4 protein-coding genes are annotated in these 3533 nt (G+C 70.6%); 3 read left to right on the forward strand and 1 reads right to left on the reverse strand.

The window, feature by feature from the left end; translation table 11 throughout:
• Nucleotides 1-964: SLC13 family permease (locus BHU15_RS38930; RefSeq protein WP_079128627.1), on the forward strand; the 964-nt coding region annotated here is incomplete at its 5' end.
• A 76-nt stretch (nt 965-1040) separates the two neighbouring features.
• Here the strand turns inward: BHU15_RS38930 and BHU15_RS40805 are convergent.
• Nucleotides 1041-1229, reverse strand: coding sequence for a hypothetical protein (locus tag BHU15_RS40805; RefSeq protein ID WP_069631013.1), 189 nt, complete (start codon nt 1227-1229; stop codon nt 1041-1043).
• Between the two features lie 268 nt (nt 1230-1497).
• On the opposite strand from BHU15_RS40805, the gene BHU15_RS36500 reads away from it, so the two are divergent.
• Both BHU15_RS36500 and BHU15_RS36505 read left to right on the forward strand, forming a co-directional pair.
• Nucleotides 1498-2145 (forward strand): TetR/AcrR family transcriptional regulator, encoded by a 648-nt coding sequence (locus BHU15_RS36500; protein WP_069631015.1) that lies wholly within the window; start codon nt 1498-1500, stop codon nt 2143-2145.
• A 142-nt stretch (nt 2146-2287) separates the two neighbouring features.
• Nucleotides 2288-3533: NAD(P)/FAD-dependent oxidoreductase (locus BHU15_RS36505; protein WP_069631014.1), on the forward strand; the 1246-nt coding region annotated here is incomplete at its 3' end.

Here is a 3533-nt window from a genome sequence, read left to right on the forward strand (position 1 = left end):
CACCGCCGTTCTCACGGCGGTCGGCGCCGTCACGCCCGCGGCGGTCGGAATCGTCGCGCCCATCGGGCTCGGTTTCGCCGTCGCGTACGGGATAAGTCCCGTGCTCATGGGGCTGTTCATCGCCAACGGGGCCAGCGCCGGCGGCTTCTCGCCCATCGGGGTCTTCGGCAGCATCACCAACAACGTCGTCGAACGCAACGATCTGCCCGGCAGCCCCGCGACGCTGTTCACCGCCTCCTTCCTGTTCAACGTCGGCCTGTGCGTCATCATCTTCCTGCTCTTCGGCGGACGGCAGTTGCTCGGGCGAATAGCCACCAGTGGAGGGAAGGACGCGGACGACGAGGCCACGGCACCGGCATCCCTGCGGCTCGACCTCCCGCGCGCACTGACACTCCTCGGACTGCTCAGCCTGGTCGCCGGCGCCCTCTTCTTCGACCTGGACGTGGGTCTGATGGCGCTCACCATCTCCGTCGTCCTGACCCTGGTCGCGCCGACATCGGCCAAGGGCGCGGTGGACAAGTGCGCGTGGTCCACCGTGCTGCTCGTCTGCGGCATCGTCACGTATGTCAGCCAGATGGAACGTCTCGGCACCATCGACTGGCTCGGCGAACGCGTCGCGAGCATCGACGCCCCACTCCTGGGGGCCCTGCTGATCTGTCTCATCGGCGCCGTGGTGTCGGCCTTCGCCTCGACCACCGGCATGCTCGGGGCGCTGATCCCCCTGGCGGTTCCCTTCCTGCTCACCGGCCAGGTGGGAGCCGTCGGGCTCATCACCGCGCTCGCCATATCCGCGTCGATCGTGGACGCGTCGCCCTTCTCCACGAGCGGCGCGCTGGTGACCGCGAACACCCCGCCGGACCAGCGCGATCTGGTGTTCCGCCGCCTCATGGCCTGGGGTCTGGGGATCGCCGTCGTGGGTCCGCTCGTCACCTGGTGCCTGTTCGTCGTCCCCGGCTCGCTCTGACCCGTCACCGGCCCGGGAAACGGCCGTCGGCCTCCCGCGGATCACCGCGGGAGGCCGACGACTGTGTACGGGGGTCTTAGAGGTTGTTGCCGAAGACCACGACAGTGTTGAAGCTGTCCTTGATCCACGTGGAGACGAACTCGCTGTTCACGATGCTGTTGCCGTCGTGCTGGCCGCCGCGCTCGTTGGCGGAGGCGGCGCCGGCGCTGCCCAGGAGGGTGAGGGCGGCGAGAGCGGTGGCGGCGACTGCGGTGCGAATACGCATGGGGGACTTCTCTTTCTGTGGGGTGGTGCGGAGACTTCGGACAAGGCACGAATAGACGCCGGAAGCCCTTCGATAACCGGGCGCCGGGCGAGTCCACTCCGATGACGGGCGACCATCTGCGGGTGTTGGGTGCGGACATATGAACGGCGAGATTAAGTCAGTCGCTTGCTTTAACTGGATGGGGGCGGTTAACTGATCACGTACTCGAAGCCGACCACGAGGATGTGCCATGGGTGACCCCGCGCGAAGTGCCGGTACGCTCGTGCCCGTGAGAGGGAAGACCGGCCGGGGGGAACGCGCCGACGCGACGCGGGAGTTGATCCTCGCCACGGCGGAGCGCCTGTTCGCCGAGCACGGAGTGTTCGCCGTCTCCAACCGCCAGGTCAGTGAAGCGGCCGGCCAGGGCAACAACGCGGCCGTCGGCTATCACTTCGGTACGAAGACGGACCTCGTACGGGCGATCGCACGCAAGCACGCGGAGCCCGTCGAACAGCACCGCCTGCGCATGGTCAACGAGATCGGCCCTTCCCCCGGCGTACGGGACTGGGTCAGCGCACTCGTACGCCCGGCCACCGACTATCTCGCCACGCTCGGCAGCCCCACCTGGCACGCCCGGTTCGCCGCACAGGCGATGACCGACCCGGCCCTGCGCGAGATCATGGTCCACGAATCACTCACCGCGCCGTCCCTGCGCCGGATCGTCCAGGGGCTCGACGCGTGCCTGGCCGACCTGCCGGCCGACGTACGGGCCGATCGCGCCGACATGGCCCGTCAGTTGATGGTGCATGTCTTCGCCGAGCGGGAGCGGGCGTTCGCCCTCGGCTCCGCCGCACCCGGGTCGACCTGGCACGACGCCGGCACGGGACTGATCGACGCCATGGTGGGGCTGTGGCTGGCCCCCGTCACCCGGTCCTGACGACCCCTCATCCCCGCACCTCCCACCCCTGATCGCCTCGCCCCGAGCCCCGTCATGCCACGGGGCATGCGCCGGGCGCTGTCGAGACCACCCCTGCGACCCCCACGTTCCTCGCCGAACCGCAGCCGGAGGAGTACCGACGATGAGAGCCACGGCGGACCAGATACCCCACACCGCCCAACGCGAGGCGGCCGACGTGCTGGTGGTCGGCGCCTGCGCCGCCGGGCTCACCACGGTGGAGGCGTTACGGCGCCACGGCTACCGGGGCAAGGTGACCGTCCTGGGCGAGGAGACACACCCGCCGTACGACAGACCACCCCTGTCGAAGCAGGTGCTCGCCGGCACCTGGCAGCCCGACAGGGCCCAACTGCGCCCGCGCGAAGCACTGTCGGCGCTGGACGCCGACTTCATCCTCGGTGACCCGGCGGTCGGCCTGGACGCCACCACCCGCACGGTGCGCACCGCCTCCGGACGCGTCCTGCGCGCCGATGCGCTGGTCGTGGCCACCGGTACGAGACCCCGGACCCTCCCCGGACAGAGCGGCCTGGCCGGTGTCCACGTACTGCGCACCCTCGACGACGCTCTCGCGCTGCGCGCAGGACTCCTGGACGCCACGCGACTCGTGGTCGTCGGCGACGGTGTCCTCGGCGCCGAGATCGCCGCCACCGCCCGCACCATGGGTCTCGACGTCACCCTCGCGGGACCCCAGCACGCCCCCATGGCCGCTCAACTCGGCCACGGCGTCGCCGACTTGCTCGCGGAACTGCACACCGCACGCGGGATCCGGCTGCGGCTGGGCGCCGGTGTGCGCGCACTGGCCGGCTCCGCCGGGGCCGTCACCGGCGTGAGTCTCGACAACGGCGAGGTGCTGCCCGCGGATCTCGTCGTCGTGGCGATCGGCGCCGATCCGGTGACCGACTGGCTCCGCGACAGCGGTCTGCGTGTCGACAACGGCCTTGTCTGCGACTCCCGTTGCCGGGCCGCCGATGGCGTGTACGCCGTCGGGGACGTGGCGCGCTGGCATCACGACCGACTCGGCGCGCTGTTACGGCTGGAGAACCGGACCAACGCGGGCGAACAGGCCATGGTCGTCGCGGCCAACATCCTCGGCGGCGACCGCGCGTACACCCCCGTGCCGTACTTCTGGACCGACCAGTTCGACACGAAGATCCAGGTGCACGGCGTCGTACCCGCCGGCGCCGGGGCCGAGATGACCGTCGTGGACGGAGACCCGGCGACCGGACGCTTCGTCGCGCGCTACCGCAGCGAGGGCCGGGTCACCGGCGTCCTCGGCTGGAACATGCCCAAACAGACCCGCCTGCGCCGCCAGGACGTCGCCGACGCGGCCGGTCCGCCGGCGAGCGCGTCGGCGACGTCCTGGCGGCGCA

The organism is Streptomyces niveus (genome assembly GCF_001723055.1).
Classification (GTDB): domain Bacteria; phylum Actinomycetota; class Actinomycetes; order Streptomycetales; family Streptomycetaceae; genus Streptomyces; species Streptomyces niveus.

Coding starts and splice junctions, on each gene's coding strand:
- BHU15_RS40805 (WP_069631013.1), bottom strand. CDS start 1,229: ATGCGTATTCGCACCGCAGTCGCCGCCACCGCTCTCGCCGCCCTCACC.